General features: G+C 68.2%; 16 protein-coding genes and 1 pseudogene. 5 read left to right on the top strand and 12 right to left on the bottom strand.

Annotated elements, in window-relative coordinates:
• Positions 1 to 2 precede the first annotated feature (2 nt).
• Positions 3 to 1,364 carry an MATE family efflux transporter gene (locus HMPREF2886_RS15210; protein WP_070747750.1) on the top strand — a complete coding sequence of 454 codons (1,362 nt, stop codon included), beginning with the start codon at positions 3 to 5 and terminating at the stop codon, positions 1,362 to 1,364.
• Here HMPREF2886_RS15210 and HMPREF2886_RS15205 read toward each other — a convergent pair.
• The 7 genes and pseudogenes from HMPREF2886_RS15205 to HMPREF2886_RS15175 form a co-directional block, all read right to left on the bottom strand.
• Positions 1,298 to 1,708 carry an SLOG family protein gene (locus HMPREF2886_RS15205; protein WP_070747747.1) on the bottom strand — a complete coding sequence of 137 codons (411 nt, stop codon included), beginning with the start codon at positions 1,706 to 1,708 and terminating at the stop codon, positions 1,298 to 1,300. The genes HMPREF2886_RS15210 and HMPREF2886_RS15205 overlap by 67 nt on opposite strands.
• Positions 1,696 to 3,362 (bottom strand): annotated as a pseudogene (locus HMPREF2886_RS15200) (Na/Pi cotransporter family protein). The gene HMPREF2886_RS15205 and the pseudogene HMPREF2886_RS15200 overlap by 13 nt, the downstream one beginning before the upstream one ends.
• A gap of 42 nt (positions 3,363 to 3,404) precedes the next feature.
• A complete protein-coding gene (locus HMPREF2886_RS15195; protein ID WP_003104324.1) occupies positions 3,405 to 3,614 on the bottom strand; it encodes a hypothetical protein in 210 nt (69 codons plus the stop codon).
• Between the two features lie 50 nt (positions 3,615 to 3,664).
• Positions 3,665 to 4,441, bottom strand: coding sequence for a hypothetical protein (locus tag HMPREF2886_RS15190; RefSeq protein WP_070747744.1), 777 nt, complete (start codon positions 4,439 to 4,441; stop codon positions 3,665 to 3,667).
• A 94-nt stretch (positions 4,442 to 4,535) separates the two neighbouring features.
• The gene (gene mgtA / locus HMPREF2886_RS15185) at positions 4,536 to 7,247 is read right to left on the bottom strand and encodes a magnesium-translocating P-type ATPase (protein WP_033967978.1); all 2,712 of its coding nucleotides are present in this window, start codon (positions 7,245 to 7,247) and stop codon (positions 4,536 to 4,538) included.
• 226 nt (positions 7,248 to 7,473) lie between these two features.
• Entirely contained in the window at positions 7,474 to 7,692 is a 219-nt protein-coding gene (locus HMPREF2886_RS15180; RefSeq protein ID WP_033967977.1) for a hypothetical protein, read from the bottom strand.
• A 329-nt stretch (positions 7,693 to 8,021) separates the two neighbouring features.
• Entirely contained in the window at positions 8,022 to 8,861 is an 840-nt protein-coding gene (locus HMPREF2886_RS15175) for an arylamine N-acetyltransferase family protein (protein WP_033967976.1), read from the bottom strand.
• Positions 8,862 to 8,985: 124 nt separating this feature from the next.
• On the opposite strand from HMPREF2886_RS15175, the gene HMPREF2886_RS15170 reads away from it, so the two are divergent.
• A complete protein-coding gene (locus HMPREF2886_RS15170) occupies positions 8,986 to 9,441 on the top strand; it encodes a DUF2214 family protein (protein ID WP_033967975.1) in 456 nt (151 codons plus the stop codon).
• Between the two features lie 4 nt (positions 9,442 to 9,445).
• Here HMPREF2886_RS15170 and lpdA read toward each other — a convergent pair whose 3' ends face one another.
• The gene (gene lpdA, locus HMPREF2886_RS15165; RefSeq protein WP_073648937.1) at positions 9,446 to 10,849 is read right to left on the bottom strand and encodes a dihydrolipoyl dehydrogenase; all 1,404 of its coding nucleotides are present in this window, start codon (positions 10,847 to 10,849) and stop codon (positions 9,446 to 9,448) included.
• A 173-nt stretch (positions 10,850 to 11,022) separates the two neighbouring features.
• On the opposite strand from lpdA, the gene HMPREF2886_RS15160 reads away from it, so the two are divergent.
• Positions 11,023 to 11,562, top strand: coding sequence for a PaaI family thioesterase (locus HMPREF2886_RS15160; protein WP_033967972.1), 540 nt, complete (start codon positions 11,023 to 11,025; stop codon positions 11,560 to 11,562).
• Positions 11,563 to 11,629: 67 nt separating this feature from the next.
• Positions 11,630 to 12,190 carry a TetR/AcrR family transcriptional regulator gene (locus HMPREF2886_RS15155; protein ID WP_033967971.1) on the top strand — a complete coding sequence of 187 codons (561 nt, stop codon included), beginning with the start codon at positions 11,630 to 11,632 and terminating at the stop codon, positions 12,188 to 12,190.
• Between the two features lie 4 nt (positions 12,191 to 12,194).
• On the opposite strand, the gene HMPREF2886_RS15150 is transcribed toward HMPREF2886_RS15155, so the two are convergent.
• Complete coding sequence (locus HMPREF2886_RS15150; protein WP_033967970.1) at positions 12,195 to 12,992, bottom strand: SDR family NAD(P)-dependent oxidoreductase; 798 nt, start codon at positions 12,990 to 12,992, stop codon at positions 12,195 to 12,197.
• Positions 12,993 to 13,222: 230 nt separating this feature from the next.
• On the opposite strand from HMPREF2886_RS15150, the gene HMPREF2886_RS15145 reads away from it, so the two are divergent.
• Positions 13,223 to 13,840, top strand: coding sequence for a PAQR family membrane homeostasis protein TrhA (locus tag HMPREF2886_RS15145; protein WP_003095352.1), 618 nt, complete (start codon positions 13,223 to 13,225; stop codon positions 13,838 to 13,840).
• 45 nt (positions 13,841 to 13,885) lie between these two features.
• Here HMPREF2886_RS15145 and cntI read toward each other — a convergent pair whose 3' ends face one another.
• The 3 genes from cntI to cntL are packed head-to-tail and all read right to left on the bottom strand — an operon-like array spanning position 13,886 to position 16,811.
• Complete coding sequence (gene cntI / locus HMPREF2886_RS15140; protein ID WP_004365418.1) at positions 13,886 to 14,740, bottom strand: pseudopaline transport inner membrane protein CntI; 855 nt, start codon at positions 14,738 to 14,740, stop codon at positions 13,886 to 13,888.
• A complete protein-coding gene (gene cntM, locus HMPREF2886_RS15135) occupies positions 14,722 to 16,023 on the bottom strand; it encodes a pseudopaline biosynthesis dehydrogenase CntM (RefSeq protein ID WP_070747741.1) in 1,302 nt (433 codons plus the stop codon). The genes cntI and cntM overlap by 19 nt, the downstream gene beginning before the upstream one ends.
• Positions 16,020 to 16,811 (bottom strand): pseudopaline biosynthesis protein CntL, encoded by a 792-nt coding sequence (gene cntL / locus HMPREF2886_RS15130; protein ID WP_033967967.1) that lies wholly within the window; start codon positions 16,809 to 16,811, stop codon positions 16,020 to 16,022. The genes cntM and cntL overlap by 4 nt, the downstream gene beginning before the upstream one ends.
• Between the last annotated feature and the right edge of the window lie 10 nt (positions 16,812 to 16,821).

The raw sequence follows: 16,821 nt of genomic DNA, 5'->3' as shown, positions 1-16,821 counted from the left end.
CCATGAACCTGTTGCGCGATGCCTGGCGCCACGCCCCGACCCACCACAGGGTCTGGGCGCTGGCCGGGCCGATGATTCTGTCGAACGTTTCCGTTCCCCTGGTACACCTGGTGGACAGCACGGTGGTCGGCCACCTGCCGCACGCCTACCAGCTCGGCGCGGTAGCCGTGGGCGGCAGCCTGTACACCCTGATGGTCGGCGTGCTCGGCTTCCTGCGCATGGGCACCACCGGCTTCGCCGCCCAGGCCGCCGGCCGCGACGATGGCGGCGCGCTGCGCCTGATCCTCGCCCAGGGCCTGGGCATGGCGCTGCTCCTGGCCCTGCTGCTCGGCGCGCTGGCCCTGCCCCTGAGCGGCTGGGCCCTGCAACTGATGCAACCGTCGGCGGAACTGACCGGCGAGGCCCGCGCCTTCTTCCATACCCGCCTGCTCGGCCTGCCGGCGGCCCTGGCCAGCTACGCACTGGTCGGCTGGTTCCTCGGCACGCAGAACGCACGGGCGCCATTGGCGATCCTGTTGACCACCAACCTGAGCAACATCGCCCTGGTGCTCTGGTTCGTCCACGGCCTCGACTGGGGCGTGCAAGGCGCGGCCCGCGCCTCGGTGCTGGCGGAATGGAGCGGCGCCCTGCTCGGCCTGGCCCTGGCCCGCCGCGACCTGGCCCGGCGCCCCGGGCGGGCGCAGTGGCAACGCCTGCGCCACTGGCTGTCCTGGCTACCGCTGCTGATGGTCAACCGGGATATCTTCGTCCGCAGCCTGGCCCTGCAACTGGTGTTCTTCCTGCTCACCGTACAGGGCACCCGCCTCGGCGACGCCACGGTAGCCGCCAACGCCCTGCTGCTCAACGGCCTGCTCCTGACGTCCTACGCCCTCGACGGTCTCGCCCACGCGGTGGAGGCGCTCTGCGGCCACGCCATCGGCGCCCGCGACCGAACCGCCCTGCGCCGCGCGCTGGTGGTGGCCGGTGGTTGGTCGCTGCTGGCAAGCCTGGCGTTCGCCGCGCTGTTCGCCCTGTTCGGCCACCTGTTCATCGACCTGCAGAGCGACATCGCCGGGGTCCGCGAAGTCGCCTACGCCTATCTGCCGTACCTGGCCTGCCTGCCGCTGCTGGGGATGTGGAGCTACCTGCTCGACGGCCTGTTCATCGGCGCCACCCGCGCCCGCGAGATGCGTAACGCGATGCTCGTCGCGGTGGCCGCCAGCCTGCCCCTCGGCTGGCTGTTGCAGGGGCTGGGCAACCACGGGCTATGGCTGGCGTTCCTCGCCTTCATGCTGCTGCGCGGGCTGGTCCTGGCCGCCTACGGCTGGCGCCTGACCCGCCGCGATGGCTGGTTCGCCGCCCAGGGCGCCGACAGCGGGCGATAGGCGAGCATCAGCGGGACGTCGGCAGCGTGCGCGACCTGTACCAGTTCGCTGGCCAGGCGCCCGCCGGGAAACACCAGCACCAGGTCCGGCGCGGCATCGCCGAGGACGGCCTCGCCATACTCGCGCAGGGCATTGTCGCTGCCACTGCGCTCCGGATAATCGTAGGCGCGCGAATCCGCGCCACGCTCGCGGCACCAGCGCTCGGCCTCGTCCGGCAGGCCGCTGCCGGCATGCAGCAGGTGGCCGAGCAGCGCCACCGGTTGCAGGCCGTGGCACTGGTCGAGCGCCAGGCGCAGGCGTTCGGCGTCCTTGAAATGGCGTCCGGCGCAGATCAGGAGGCGCATGCCGATCCCTCCCCTTGCCCTGGCTCGTCCGGCCGCTTCGCCATCGCATCGATGCCGCTGCGTTCGAGCAGCGGATAGGCCAGGGCGGTGACATGGTGGTGGATGCGTCGGTAGTCGCGGAGAATGCGCTGGAACACGTCACCGGACTCTACCCAGGCGCCGCGATCGTCGCGCAGGCGACGGAAGCGCTCGCGACTGGCGTCGGCCTCCAGTCGCTGCAGCAACTTCTTGCGCGCCACCAGGCGCAGCGCGGCGTCCAGGTCTTCGCGAAGGAACGCGCTGATCGCCAGGTGCAGGCTCTCCTCGATCGCCGCCTGCAACGGCAGCATGCGGCCCAGCTCGAACTCGCTGCCGGCGCGGCTGCGTCCGGCCCAGCGCATCGCCAGGGGCAGCAGGCTGTTGGCGACGAGATCGCCGATGTGCTCGATGTTGATGGCGAACAGGAGGATTTCCTGGGCACGATCGGCGTCGCCATCGCCGAGGCCGTCCTGGCCGAGGTCTGCCAGGTAGGCGCGGATCGCCGCACTCAACTGGTCGAGGGCCTGGTCCTGGCGACGGATTTCCGCCGCCACCTTCGCCTCCGGTCGCTGCAACAGGCCGCTGGTGGCGCGCAGCATCAGACTGGCCATGTCGGCCAGCCGCAGGACTTCGCGAGTAGCGTTGCCAGGCCGATGTTGGCCACCTCCAGCCCGGCTTCGTCGAGGTAGCGCGGCATGCCCGGGTCGTCGGACTGTGCCTCTTCCGGCAACAGGCGCGCGAGCAGCGCCGCAAGCGGTCCGGTGAAGCCGATCGCCAGCAGTGCCAGGGCCAGGTTGAAAGCACTGTGGAACCAGACCGCCGCCGCACCGCCGAGTGCGTGGGCCGGTTGCGCCAGCGCCGTCAACCAGGGCAGCACCAGCAGGCAACCGAGCAGGCGCACCAGCAGGTTGCCCAACGGCAGGCGCCGCGCCACCCGGCTACCGGCCACCCCCAGCGCCGGCAAGGCGCCTCCGAGGTTGGCACCGAGCACCAGGGCCAGGGCGATGGGCAGCGAGACCAGTCCGGCCTGGGCCAGGGACGCCACCAGCAACACCACCGCGACACTGGAATGGCAGGCCCAGGTCAGCAGCGCAGCGAGCAGCAGGGCGATCAGCGGATCGCCTTCGAGGCCGTGGATCACCGCGACAAAGGCTGGCGAGGCCTCGATCTGCTGCAGGGAATGGCCGAGCAACGCCAGCGCCAGAAGCATCAGGCCGAGTCCGATCAGGCACTGGCCAAGGCTCTCCAGGCGCGGACCGTCACCCAGGCGGAACAGCAGCAGGCCGGCCAGCATGGCCAGCGGCGCCAGCAACGAGGTGTCGAAGCTGAGCAGTTGCACCACCAGGGTGGTGCCGACGTTGGCGCCGAGCATCACTGCCAGCGCCGGCGCCAGGCCCAGGGTGCCACTGGCGGTGAAAGACGCTGCCATCAGGCTGGTGGCGGTGCTGCTCTGCAGCAGGCCGGTGATGCCGAGCCCGGCGAGCAGGGCCAGCCAGCGGTTGCCCAGGTGGCGGCCGAGCCAGTTGCGCAGCGCAGTGCCGAAACCGCGCAGCACGCCACTGGAGACCATGTGCGTACCCCACAACAGGAGGGCCACGGCACCGGCCAGGTTGATCAGGAGGATGGTTCCCAGCATGGCGGAACTCCCGGTTCGGAAGGGATCGTGAAGGGAAGGGGTTCATTGACCCATGGCCAGCCTGAGCGAGGCACGGTTGAGCGCGCTCGAGCAGTCCAGCAGGTATTTCACTTCGACCTGGCTCAGGCGGCCGCTGGCGTATGCGCGCACACTGACCACCATCAGCAGGTGCGCGGCCTTCGCCAGCAGCCGGGCTGCCAGGCCACAGAGCGCGCGGCGAGACGCACCCAGGCATTTGCGTACGACGTTCATGGCTGCTTCCTCGGTGGAGGAGCGCGCCGCAGCGCGGCACGCCCTTGGGCTCAGAAACGCAAGGTCGCTCCCGAGACCAGCCATCGCTCGCGCTCGCCGCGCAGGTGGCCGCCGACCAGCAGGTCGAGGTCCAGCCGTTCGCCCAGGTGCAGCCGCGGTCCGGCCTGCCAGCCGCTGTCGCCGGCCGACTCGCCGAAGCGTTCGGCGACCAGGGTCAACGGCTGGCCGACCCGGTACTCCATGCCCACGCCCCAATTCCAGCGATGCCGGCGCTCGCCCTCGGCGTAGGCATGCCCAAGGCCGACCCCGGCGTTCAGACGCAGGGCCTCGAACGGCTGGTAGCTCAGCGGCAGGTTGAAGCCGGCGCCTTCGAAGGCGTGCCGGCGGTCCAGGTAGAGATCCGCCGAGAGCGCCAGGGCCAACGCCAGGCCGAGGTCGTCGCGGGCCAGCAGCGGTGTCTTCAGCTCGGGGCTGAGGCGGCTGTGCCGATCGCCTGCGTCGCCCTCGCGCACCAGCGCCGCGCCGAGCTGCACCGATGGTAGGGCGGAGAAGGTGCAGGCTGGCGACAGCACCGACTGGTAGCGGTTGCCGTGGTGGCGTTCGCGCTGGTGCCAGGCGTCCAGGTTGCATTCGCCGACGGGATCGATCTCGCCGTCGTCGACCCGGTAGGCGCCGCCCGCGGCGCGAGCCTCGGACAGCAGCGCCAGCAGCAGGAGGCAGGCAAGCGCGGCGGCGACGAAGCCCAGGCGCCAGGACAGGGCGCGTCGCAGCGCGGCCGGCAGCGGTTGGAAAAGGGGCGCCCGCGGGCGCCGGTCGTGCAGGGTCATGATGCGTCTCTCCATGCGTGGGTCCGGTGTGCTTTGCGCGGCACGGCGAGGGCCGACGCGCCGGGAAAGGCCGGGACGAAGCCCGGCCGATCGCTCAGAACCACTGGCCGAAGCGGCGGATGTAGAGGGTCTTCATGGTCTGCGCGGTGACGCAGTAGCAGAGCAGCGTGCCCACCAGCCAGGGGAAGTACTCCCACGGCAGCGGCTGCAGGCCGACCATCGCCCCCAGCGGCGAGAACGGCACGTAGATGCCCAGCGCCATCACCAGCCCGGTCATCAGCATCACCGGCAGCGCCGCGGTGCTCTGGATGAAGGGAATCTTCTGGGTACGCAGCATGTGCACCACCAGGGTCTGCGAGAGCAGGCCCTCGATGAACCAGCCGGACTGGAACAGCGACTGCATTTCCGGGCTGTTGGCGGCGAACACGAACCACATCAGCGCGTAGGTGGTGATGTCGAAGATCGACGAGGTCGGGCCGATCCAGACCATGAAGCGGCCGATGTTCTTCGAGTCCCACTTGCGCGGCTTGGCGAGGAACTCCTTGTCCATCTTGTCCCACGGCAGCGACAGCTGGGAGATGTCGTACATCAGGTTCTGCAGCAGCAGGTGGATCGCCAGCATCGGCAGGAAGGGGATGAAGGCGCTGGCCACCAGTACCGAGAACACGTTGCCGAAGTTGGAGCTGGCAGTCATGTTCAGGTACTTCATGATGTTGCCGAAGGTCTCGCGGCCCTTGATAACGCCCTCCTCCAGGACCATCAGGCTTTTTTCCAGGAGGATGATGTCGGCCGACTCCTTGGCGATGTCGGTGCCGCTGTCCACCGAGATGCCGACATCGGCATCTCGCAGCGCCGGGGCGTCGTTGATGCCGTCGCCGAGGAAGCCGACGGTGTGTCCGTTGCCCTGCAGGGCCTTGAGCACCCGCGACTTCTGCAGCGGCGTCAGCTTGGCGAACACCGTGCGCTCCTCGGCCAGGCGTTGCAGGGTGGCATCGTCCATCAGGTCGATGTCGCGACCGAGCAGCGGCTCGCCGACATCCAGGCCGACCTCGCGGCAGATCTTCGCGCTGACCACCGGGTTGTCGCCGGTGAGCACCTTCACCGCCACACCGTTCTCACGCAACGCGGCGATGGCCGGACCGGCGGTTTCCTTCGGCGGATCGAGGAAGGTCAGCAGGCCGGCGATCACCAGGTCGCGCTCGTCGCTGGCGCCGTACTGGGCCTGGGACTCCGAGCGCGAGAGGCTGCGGGTGCCGAGCAGGAGCACGCGGAAGCCGTCGCGGTTGTATTGCTCGGCCAGCGCCAGCAGGGCCCCGCGGCGTTCCTCGTCGAGCGGCAGGTCGACGCCGTCCTGGTGCACGTGGGTGGCGATCTCGAGCATTTCCTCGACTGCGCCCTTGCACACCAGCAGGTGTTCGCCGCCCTTGCCCTCGAGGATCACCGAGAGACGCCGACGGACGAAATCGAAGGGCAGTTCGTCGACCTTGCGCCAGGCATCCGGCGGCGTGATGCGCGGGTTCTGTTCGACGAAGGCGACCACCGCACGGTCCATCAGGTTCTTCATCCCGGACTGGTGGAAGCTGTTCAGCCAGGCCATTTGCAGGACCCGGTCGCAGCGCCGGCCGGCGACGTCGACGTGATGCTCGAGGATGATCCGGTCCTGGGTCAGGGTGCCGGTCTTGTCGGTGCAGAGCACGTCCATGGCGCCGAAGTTCTGGATCGCATTGAGGCGCTTGACCACCACCTTGCGCCGCGACATCGCCACCGCGCCCTTGGCCAGGTTGGCGCTGACGATCATCGGCAGCATTTCCGGGGTCAGGCCGACCGCCACGGCGAGAGCGAACATGAACGCCTCGGTCCAGTCGCCCTTGGTGAAACCGTTGATCAGCAGCACGATCGGCACCATCACCAGCATGAAGCGGATCAGCAGCCAGCTGACGCTGTTCACCCCGCGGTCGAAGGCGGTCTGCGCCCGCGAACCGACGATGGAACGGGCCAGCGAACCGAAATAGGTGCGCGCACCGGTGGCGACCACCACCGCGGTGGCCGTGCCACTGACCACGTTGGTGCCCATGAAGCAGATGTTCGGCAGTTCGAGCAGGTCCTGCTGATCGGCGGCGATCCGCTTGGCGGACTTCTCGCGGACCGCGCCGAGGGTGTCGTATTTCTCCACCGGCAGCGCCTCGCCGGTGAGTACGGCCTGGCTGATGAACAGGTCGCGCGATTCGATCAGGCGGATGTCGGCGGGGATCATGTCGCCGGCGGACAGGCGCACGATGTCGCCGACCACCAGTTCGCCCATCGGGATTTCCCGCAGCTCGCCGCGCATCCCGCGCTCGTCGCGGCGCAGCACGGTGGCGGTGTTCCGCACCATGGCCTTGAGCGCCTCGGCGGCCTTGCCCGAGCGGTATTCCTGCCAGAAGCGCATCAGGCCGCTGACCAGGACCATGCAGAGGACGATGATGACGCCGGTGAGATCGGTTTCCTCACCGTCCTGCAGCGGCAGCCAGAAGTCGGTGAAGAAGCTGATCGCGGAAAGCGTCATCAGCACGTAGATGAAGGGGTTGTTGAACGCCTGCAGCAGTTGCACCAGGACGTGTGGCGGACGGTCGTGGGCCACTTCGTTGGGGCCGTCGGCGTGCAGCCGGGCGGCGGCCTCGGCCTGGTCTAGGCCGTCCTGGCGACCGCGGACGTTGGTAAGGGTGGTTTCCAGGCTGTTCTGCGCTTCGCGGGCGGCGCGCATGGACAGTCGGTCGTTGCGGCGCTCGGTATCGAGCTGGGTATTGCGTTGGGTCGCTACGCTCATGACTCGGTCTCCTGTCGCGAGCTGCGCGACGGCGACACGAGTCGGTTGCCGGTCAGGTGACAGGCAAAGGCGTGCCGGGTCGCGATGTTCGCGATCGGTGGGAAGAATGTTCGGCTTGTCCGGGTGAGGCCCACTGCGCGCGGCCGCTCAGGCGGCACGCAGCAGGCCGACTTGGTGGTTCGTCCATGGCAGGCTCCTTGTGCGAAGGGTTAGGCAGGAGAAAGCGTCAGCCGCGCATCGGGCGGCGACCGCTCTCAGGGTTCTCTTCGACCTGCGTCTCCAGGCGGCGATACTCCAGTCGACCGCCGCCCGGGCTGACACGCCAGGCGAGGCTCGCGGGATGGCCGTGGCCGGGAAGGATCGCGCCGGGGGACTGCGCGGCGCGCACGCGCATTTTCGCCACGAAGGCGGATACGCCGGGGATTACCGAATTCTCGAAGTTCATGACTCACCTGTACCCGGCGTGCCGGACACGGGTGAGAAGCAGTGGGTCAGCCCAGGATGCCGCTCAACCGACCGACCCGTTGCGGGTTCCGTCGTGCGTTGGTTTGGGTCATCGCACCAGCCGGTATCTGCTGGGCCGGGCGACGACTACTGGGAATACTGTCCATGGCTCTCTTCGTAGGGGGAAAGAAAGTGCCCGGCTCTGCGGGCGGGGGTTTTATAGACCTCTTGCCAGACGAGGTCAACCGAAAAAGCCGTTTCGTTCAGGCTTCTATGGAACATCGGAAAATTCCCGCAGGAGTCCGGCGAAAAGACGCCGGCCAAAAGCGCTCAGGCGGAGATCAGCCCTGCCAGCCGTCGCGCCAGCGCCGGCACTTCGGAGGCCGGGTCGAGGCGCAGGCGAAAACGGGTCTGCAGGATGTCCAGCAGTTCGTCGACGTCGCGCAGTTGGCGCTGCAGCGTCTCGCCGTTGCCGGCGCGCTGGCCGAACAGCCCGTCGGCCAGGGTCAGGCGCAGGTCGCCCTCGGTTATGGCGGCCTTCAGGCCCTGGCGGAACACGCTGTGCGGGTGGGTCGAGGTGTACCAGTTGCGCGGGATGTAATCGATCCACAACTGCGGGCGCAGGTCGAAGCGGTACAGCGGCAGCCAGCCGCTGCGACCGCGCACGGCGCTTTCGTAGAGACCGGCGTGCGGGTCGACCAGGCGCACGCAGTGCAACTGTCCGGCATCCGCCTCGTCGCCCGGCAAAGGCAGTGCTCGCGGCGGATTCGCCGAGCCGAAGCCGACATCCACCAGGAACTCACCCTCCGCCAGGTACAGACGCAGCATCAGGTGCGATTGCTGGGTCAGCGGCGCGTCCTCCGGGAGCCCCCAGCGTACCCGTGCCACCAGCAGTTCCAGCTCGTAGCCGAGGGCCAGCAGCAGGCGGGCGAACAGCGAGTTGAGTTCGAAGCAATAACCGCCACGGCTGCCCTCGACGACCTTGGCGAAAACCTTGTCGGCGTCGATCTCGATGGGGCGGTCGAGCAGCACGTCGAGGTTCTCGAAGGCGACCCGGCGCAGATGCGCGTCGATCAGCCGGTCGAGATTCGCCAGGCTCGGCGGACCGGGATCGTCGATGCCGATATGGTGCAGGTAGGCATGGGTCTGCTCGGGCGTCAGCGGGGTCATGGCGGGCTCCGGAAAATGGCCAGCTCGATTCTAGACGCATTCTCGGGGAATACCGGAAGCGCCGTCAGGCACATTGGCCCGGGGTCTGCTTGACTGTGCCCATCCCACCCCGAGGAGCGCCGCCATGGCCCAGGCAATCGTCGCCTACCTGCATTACCTGTCGATCTTCCTGCTGTTCGCCCTGCTGGTGTTGCAGCACCGCCTGCTGCGCCTGCCACTGGACCTGGAGCGCGCCCGCAGCCTGGCGGCGGTCGACCGCGGCTACGGCCTCTGCGCCCTGGCGGTCCTGGCCAGCGGGCTGGCGCGGGTGCTGTGGTACGGCAAGGGCGTCGACTACTACCTGCACAATGGCCTGTTCCACGCCAAGGTCGGGCTATTCGTCCTCGCCGCCCTGGTCTCGCTGTTGCCGACCGTCACCATCCTTGGCTGGCGCGGCGCCCTCAAGGCCGGCGAAGTGCCGGCGGTGACGCCGGCCCGGGGCCGGCGGGTGGTCCTGGCGGTGCGCCTGCAACTGCTCCTGCTGCTGGTCATTCCGTTGCTGGCTACGCTGATGGCGCGCGGCTTCGGCATGCGCGGCTGAGCCCTCAGTTCTGCATGGCCCGGCCATGCACGTCCATCGCCGCCTGGCGCAGCGCCTCGGAGCGGGTCGGATGCGGATGGCAGGTCAGCGCGAGGTCCTCCGCCGAGGCGCTGAACTCCATGGCCACGCAGGCTTCGCCGATCATCTCGCTGACGCCCGGCCCGACCATGTGCACGCCGAGCACCTGGTCGCTACGGGCATCGGAGAGGATCTTGATGAAGCCTTCGCTCTCGTGGTTGATCTTCGCCCGGCTGTTGGCGCTGAACGGGAAGCGTCCGACCTTGTACTCGCGCCTCGCCGCCTGCAACTGCTCCTCGCCGAGGCCGACGCTGGCCACTTCCGGCTGGGTGTAGATGACCGACGGAATCACCTCGGCGTTCATCTCCGCCGCATGCCCGGCGATCCGCTCGATGCAGACGATCGCCTCTTCCTCGGCCTTGTGCGCCAGCATCGGTCCCGAGGTCACGTCGCCGATCACCCAGACGCCCGGCGCCGCGCTGCGCTGTCCCTGGTTCTCCAGCATGCCGCGACGATCGCTGGCCAGGCCGACGGTCTCCAGCCCCAGTCCTTCGGTATAGGGGCGCCGGCCTATGGCCACCAGCACGTAGTCCGCCTGCAGCGATTCCGTGGCGCCGCCGGCGGCCGGCTGCAGATCGAGTTCGACGCCCTGCTCGCCACTGCGCGCGGCGACCACGCGGGTGCCGAGGCGAAACCGCATGCCCTGGCGGGTCAGGGCGCGCTGCAGGGTCCCTGCGGTTTCCCCATCCAACCCCGGGCAGATCCGCTCGAGGTACTCCAGCACCGTGACCCGTGCGCCCAGCCGGCGCCAGACCGAACCAAGCTCCAGGCCGATCACTCCGGCGCCGATCACCACCAGGTGGCGAGGTACTTCGGCCAACTCCAGGGCACCGGTGGAGTCGAGGATGCGCTGGTTGTCCACCGGCACGCCGGGCAGCGGCGCCGGTTCCGAACCGGTGGCGATGACGATGTCGCGCGCCTCCAGTTGCGCGTGGCCGCCGTCGGCGAGGTCCACGCCGACCCGGCCCTCGCCTTGCAAGCGCGCCCAGCCCTTGATCCACTGCACCTTGTGCTTGCGGAAGAGGAATTCGACGCCACGGGTCAGGGCGGCGACGCTCTCGTCCTTCTGCTTCATCATCTGCGCCAGGTCCAGTTCCGGGCTGACCCGTATGCCGAGCCGGGCGAACTCGCCGCCGCTCGCCGCGGCGTATAGCTCCGAGGCGTGCAGCAGGGCCTTGGACGGCATGCAGCCGACGTTCAGGCAAGTCCCGCCGAGGGTTTCGCGACCTTCCACGCAGGCTACCTTCAGGCCTAGCTGGCCGGCGCGAATGGCAGCGTTGTAGCCACCCGGTCCGGCGCCGATCACGATCACGTCATAGCTTTCCATCATCCTGCTCCTCGGTTGTCCCGCCACGGCCCCCTCAGCGTAGGCGACGCCGGCGTAAATAGAGGAAACGCCGCGTAGAGGGACCGAAAGCGATTGTATTTCGCTCGTCATGCAAAGCTTATATGATGACCGTAATTTTCCTGCAACCCCTTTCCCACCACGACAGGAGCACCACCATGGAACAGTCCGGCCGCGAAGATCGCCTGAACGCCTGGATCGCCACCGAGCGGGCCGCCCGCGCCCGCCTCGGCGCCAGCGGAACCCTGGAGCTGGCGCAAGTCGCCGCGCTCTCCCCGCAGGAATTCTTCGACCGCATCGGCAGCGGCCAACTGCCCTGCCCGCCCTACGGCGAACTGGTCGACTTCGTTCCCATCGAGTGGTCCGAAGGGCGCTTCCTGTTCCAGGGCACCCCGGACCGCCGCCACTACAATCCGCTGGGTAGCGTGCACGGCGGCTACGCCGCCTCGCTGCTGGATTCCTGCATGGGCTGCGCGATCCATACCCGGCTCCAGGCCGGCCAGGGCTATACCACCACCGACCTGCGGATCAGCTACCTGCGCGCGCTGACCGACAAGGTCGGCCCGGTGCGCGCCGAAGGCCGAGTGGTGCACCTCGGCCGCTCGACGGCGGTCGCCGAGGGCCGGTTGTACGATGTCGACGACCGTCTCTACGCCGTCGGCTCGACCACCTGCCTGGTCCTGCACATGGCCGGATGAACGCGGCTTCGCCAGGGAAGGCCGCCAGGCGTTAAGATGACGACCTGCATTCCAAGGTATCGAAGCCATGCGTTATCCCGAAGACCACAAGCAGAAGACCCGCCGGCGTATCGTCGAGGAGGCTGCCCGGCTGTTCCGCCAGGACGGCGTCGGCGCCACCGGGCTGCAACCGCTGATGAAGGCACTGGGCCTGACCCACGGCGGCTTCTACGCGCACTTCAAGTCCAAGGACGACCTGGTGGAAACCGCGTTGCGGCATGCCGCGGCGCAACTCGACGAAGTCACCGCGCCCCTGGCGGAGGCGGAACGACCGCTGGCGCTGCTGATAGAGCAGTACCTGTCGCCGCGTCACCGCGATAATCCCGGCGCCGGCTGCCCGTTGCCGACCCTATCGGCGGAACTCGGCCAGCGCGGCACGCCGAGCCCGACCACCGACAGCATCGTGCGCAAGCGCCTGGAGACGATCGAAGCGGCCCTGGAGGGCGAGGACGCAGGCGAGCGCGCCGTGCTGCTGCTCGCTTCGCTGGTCGGCGCGCTGCAACTGTCGCGCAGCGTGCAGGATGAGGCGCTGTCGCAACGGATACTGGAAGCGACGCGCAAGAAGCTGCTGGAGCAGATGGAGCGCTAGGGCCTCAGCCGAGGTAGCGCTCGGCCGGCCGCTGCCGCGACAGGTTGGGCGCGAGCCTGGCCCGCGCCGTCATCAGCGCCTGCCAATCGGCCGCATCCGGCAACGACGGGATGGTCACCGCTTCACGCCGGTCGAAGCCGACCAGCGCCGCCTCCACCAGGTCCTCGACCTCCATCACCATCTCCGCGGGAATCCCGGCGATTCCGGTGCCGCTGCGCTCCCAGATCTCGGTACGGGTGACGCCGGGCAGCACCGCCTGGACGTAAACGCCGCTGCCGGCCAGCTCGTGCTGCAGCGACTGGCTCAGGCTCAGCACGTAGGCCTTGGTCGCGCTATAGACGGCATTGAACAACTCCGGCGCCAGCGCCACCACCGAACCGAGATTGACGATGGCGCCGCCGCCACGCCGGCGGAACCCCTCCGCCGCACCGGCAGCCAGACGGGTCAGGGCCACTACGTTGAGGGCGATCATCCGCTCCGCCCGGTCCATGTCGGCATCGGCCAGCGGACCGTTCATCGCCACGCCGGCGTTGTTCACCAGCAACGCGATCGAGGCGTCATCGCGCAACCGTCGCTCGACCCGCAACCTATCGTCGCGCTCGGACAGGTCGGCGCGCAGGATCTCCACCCTGACCCCGTGGGCTTGGCGAAGTCGATCCGCCAGGGCTTCCAGGCGTTGCCGGTCGCGCGCCACCAGCAACAAGTCGTGGCCACGGCGGGCCAAGTGCTCGGCGTAGATCGCGCCGATTCCGGAAGAGGCGCCGGTGACCAGGGCGACGCCATTGCCAATCTGTTCGTTCATGTGGGTTCTCGCTGGAAAAAAGCCTGACCGCTGGCAGCGGCTATTTATATTACACACTTAATATTATGATCATAATTAAAACCGTCAAGCCTTTATCCGTTCCAACGAGCAGGGAGGGATGAGGAGAACCTTCATGCAACCGTCACGGAAAACGCCAATAAAAGGTCAGGACCCACACCACCCCGACATGCCCTACCATGGCGTTGTCCATCGCGGGAGGATCATGCGTCATGTATCACGGTGAAAGACTCAATGCCTGGACCCACCTGATCGGTGCGGTCGCCGCCTGCACCGGCGCCGTCTGGCTGACGGTCCAGGCGAGCCTCAACGGCAGTCCGTGGAAGATCGTCGGGGTCGGCGTCTACGGCGTCACCCTGACGCTGCTCTACAGCATCTCGACCGCCTACCACAGCGTGCGCGGGCGAGCGAAGGTGGTGATGCGCAAGCTCGACCACCTGTCCATCTACCTGCTGATCGCCGGCAGCTACACGCCCTTCTGCCTGGTCACGCTGCGCGGTCCCTGGGGCTGGACGCTGTTCGGCATCGTCTGGGGCCTGGCGGTGCTCGGCATGCTCCAGGAGATCAAGCCACGCTCCGAGGCGCGAGTGCTGTCGGTGGTGATCTACGCGGTGATGGGCTGGATCGTGCTGATCGCGGTGAAACCGCTGCTCGCCGCCCTCGGCAGCGCCGGCTTCACCTGGCTGGCGGCCGGTGGCGTGCTCTATACCGTAGGGATCGTCTTCTATGCCTATGACCACCGCTTCCGCCACTGGCATGGCATCTGGCACCTGTTCGTGATCGCCGGCAGCCTCCTCCATTTCGTGGCGATCTGGCGCTACGTACTCTAGGCGCGGTCCGGCGCGAAGCAGCGGGGAGCTGGTCGCGCCGGAGACTCAGCCCTTCTTCGTCCGCGACAGCGCGATGCACGCCACCACGATCAGCACGCCGCCGGCGATGGTCAGCGCGTCCGGCACCTCGCTCCAGAACAACCAGCCCCAGCCGGCGTTGAAGACGATGCCGATATAGCGGGTCACCGCAACGATGGTCGCGCTCTCATGACTGAAGGCGCGGGTGAGGAACACCTGGCCGAGTAGCGACACCACCCCGATGGCCAGCAGCAGCCCCCACTCGCGCAGCGTCGCCGGCACGACGAAGTCGCTCCACATCAGCGGGATGGCCACCAGGGTGGCCACCGCCAGGAAGTAGAAGACGATCTCGTAGGTATGGTGCCGCGCGCTCAGTTGGCGGATCGCCACCGAGGCACCGGCGGCGAACACCGCGCTGAGCAGGCCGACCACGGCGTATACCGAGTAGCTGGAATAGCTGAACGGCTTGACGATCATCAGCGCGCCGAGCACCACCACCAGCAACAGCCAATAGACCGCACGGGGAATCCGCTCGCCGAGGAACAGCGCGGAGAAGAGGATGACGAAGAACGGCGACATGTGCGCCAGGATGCTCGCGTCCGCCAGCGGGATGTGGGCGATGGCGTAGAAATAGCAGACCAGGTACAGCGCCCCCATCACCCCGCGCACCAGCAGCATCGGCACGCCCTGGCGCGACAGGGCGACACCGGCCTGGCGCATCAGCAGGTAGATCAGCAGGGTACCGATGGCGCTGCGGAAGAACACGATCTCGGCTGCCGGCAGGGTGGCGCTGGCTTCCTTGACCAGGGCGTTCATCACGCTGAAGGTGAAGGACGCCAGCACCGCCAGCAGCACCCCGCTCTTCAGCAGGTCGAGCACCACTGGCGATAGATGGCGTCCGCCGCCGGACGGCTGTCGATCGGATACAGGCTTGGATGGCACTGGCTCGCTCCTTGGCAATCGATGAATCGGGACACGGCGTTCTCGTAGTTCGCCAGCAGGCTGCGCGCCTGCGGCATGGCCAGGTCGAAGTGGACGGCCAACGCGACGATCAGCGCCAGCTTGCGGTAGTCCTCCAGCGGCACCCGCGGGAGCCGCCAGAGTCCGTCCTCGTCGCGACTGACGCGGCGGAACGGCACGGCGGAAAAGTCGAAATGGCGACCCTGCTCGTCGGCCGGAGAGAACGGATCGACCAGCAACGCCGCGTAGCGCACGAACAGCAGGTATTCCTGGCGCTCGGCGCCGGCCTCGGCGAAGCCGTCGATGGCCGCGCGCGGCAGCATCGTCTCGTGCACCGGGTAGTTGTCGTCGTTGAGGAACCGCAGCAGGTTCAGCGGCTCGGCGCCCATCCGTCGCAACAGTTCGCTCAGCTCGCACCACAGCCGCCGCATGGCGCCGATGGCCCCGGGGGTGATAGGTCCCTCCGGGTAGAGCTTGTACATGAAACCGGGCGGTCCCTGCTCGGAAAGTATCCGGGCGAGGGCGAACTCGCCGAGAAAGAACGGACTGTGCACGTAGGTGGTGACGTTTCGGCCCTCCGCCGCTTCCGGCGTCGCCAGGGGTACCACCTCCACCCCGCTGCCGGCCAGGACCCGCCGCCAGGTCTCCCGCGCCGGGCAGTCCGGCCGGCTGGAGCCCAGGTAGACCCTGCGCTTGACCGCCTTGGTCAGGGCCCGCAGCGGTTGTGTCTCGTCTATCACCTTGGTCGCCGCGTAATAGCTGGACAGGCTCAGCACGGTCACCTGGCACCCCGGCGGCAGGGCGCTGCGCACCAGCAGGTTGGCGCCGATGAAGGCGGACACCAGCAGCAGCGCGCGCACCCCGCCGAGTCGCTCCCAGGGCAACCCGCGGACCACATCCAGGTAGCTGTCGGCCGGCACACAGAGCACCAGGGTCTGCCAATCGTCGCGAAGTTCAGCGGGATCCTGGTGGAAGACGTCCAGCACAGCGTTGCCGGACAGCCAGCGATGCTGCCCCTGCCCTTCCAGCTGCAGGCAGGCGCCGCGCGCCAGGGCCTCGGCGATCCGCTGGCTGCGCCGGCCGGGATGGTTCAGCGCACCGAGGCGACCGGCACCGTGGCGGCGCAGGTCCAGCGCGACCTGGATCGCCACCGCGCCCAGTCCGACCAGCAGGACGTTGCCCAGGCTCTCATCAGCGGCATTCATCGACCGGCCTTCTCCAGGATCAGGGTGTCGTACAGCGGCTGGCTGACCCGCTCCGCGCAAACCCGCCAGCCCTCCAGTTCGGCCGGCTCCACCGGGTAGTTGAACAGTCCCTTGATGCCGCTGCCGTGACGCAGCAGGACCTTGGCGTCAGCGCGCATGACCTGGCGGATCTGCGCCAGCACCGCGCTTTTCTGCTGCACCAGCGAAGCGATCAGGAAATGCGTGGCATCGCGGGAAAACGCCAGTTCCGCCGGCGGCAGCGAGGAAAACTGCATGCGTGCCTCCAGCCCCTGGCAGCGAGCGATCTCGCGGGCACAGCCCAGGGCCTCCTCGTCGATGTCCAGGCAGCACAACTGTGCGCCGACCTCCCGCGCCAGCACCAGGGCCGAGGTCGGCAGGGCACCGGAGCCGACGAACAGGACCCGTGCATCGGCATCTATCCCGGCGCTGTCGAGTTCGCCGCGGATGGATTCCAGCAGGCTGCCCAGGTAGCGGCCCATCTCGCCGGGTTCATGCAGCACGCCCTGGCAAAGGTGCTTCTCCAGTTCGCAGAGGGCCTGTACCGCCGCGTCGCGAAGGCGCAGGCCGAGCGCCTGCAACGCAGGATCGTCCGAATCGGCCTGCCACTGCGCACGGCTGCAATCCTCCCCGATCAGTCCGCTCAGACGGTCGAGCTTGCGCCTGAGGATCTCGTAGCAACCGCAACACTCGCGGGCATAGACGGTGAGCAGGCGAATCTCGCATTCCAGTTCGCGGAGGGTTTCCAGCAGCGGTGGGCGTCCTCGCATGGCATGGCTT

It is taken from the genome of Pseudomonas sp. HMSC066A08 (assembly GCF_001813025.1).
GTDB lineage: Bacteria > Pseudomonadota > Gammaproteobacteria > Pseudomonadales > Pseudomonadaceae > Pseudomonas > Pseudomonas aeruginosa.
Note: the sequence above shows the minus strand (reverse complement) of the source record. Positions and strands in the feature narration are given on the sequence as shown.